Annotated in this window: 1 protein-coding gene; it reads left to right on the top strand. The window is 42.1% G+C overall.

Annotated features, from left to right (window positions below; genetic code table 11):
- Positions 1-284: 284 nt before the first annotated feature.
- Positions 285-749 (top strand): leucine-rich repeat domain-containing protein, encoded by a 465-nt coding sequence (locus ACYVRH_RS13485; RefSeq protein ID WP_461257409.1) that lies wholly within the window; start codon positions 285-287, stop codon positions 747-749.
- The last annotated feature ends 141 nt before the right edge of the window (positions 750-890 follow it).

The following is an 890-nucleotide window of genomic DNA, read 5'->3' as shown; positions in this document are numbered from 1 at the left end:
AGGCAAAAGGCAACGGGCAAAGGGCAAAATGCAGCAGGCACCAGGCAATCTGCAAGAGGCAACAGGCAACAGGCAACAGGCAACAGGCAACAGGCAACAGGCAACAGGCAACAGGCAACAGGCAACAGGCAACAGGCAATTATATCAACTATGTAAAAATCGTGTCAACTATCTAATAGTATTTATTCAATCAACCACATTACATTATCCACACTTTGAAAAAACGCCAAGCGACCACAGGTCGCATAAAGGCATTTTTATACAACACAAAAGGAGTGTTTAATATGAAAAAAATCGTAATCGCATTATTACTATGCATGGCACTGTGCGTGGCAGTATTCGCGCAAACTGGGGACGATTTTGAAATCGTACAAAACAAAGGAGGCGGGATAACTATAACAAAGTATACCGGCACAATAAAAGACGTAATTATCCCAGCAACCATTGAAGGCATCAAAGTTACGGAAATTGATGGTAGGGCGTTTATACATACAAACATTACCAGCGTAATTATACCGAACGGCGTTACCAGCATAGGTGCTTACGCTTTTTCCGGTTGCGCCAGCCTTGCCAGCGTAACAATACCGAACAGCGTTACCAACATAGGTGCTTACGCTTTTTCCTATTGCGGCCTTGCCAGCGTAACAATACCCAACAGCGTTACAAGCATTGGGGATCACGCTTTTTCCGGTTGCGGCCTTGCCAGCGTAACCATACCCAACATAAGGAAAACTGCACGTTTTACCTAATTACAAAATAAACAGTTTCCGTAAATGCTTATCCCATAAGAAATTAGCGTTGCTGATTTTTACGCAAAAAATTATGGGAATTCGGTGTAATCATAAAAGACATCATATTCCCAAAAAAGAGGTAGTTATGAAGATTCATAA

Source organism: Treponema sp. R80B11-R83G3, from assembly GCF_054786115.1.
The sequence above is the reverse complement of the archived record's forward strand: the minus strand, read 5'-3'. Positions and strand labels throughout refer to the sequence as shown.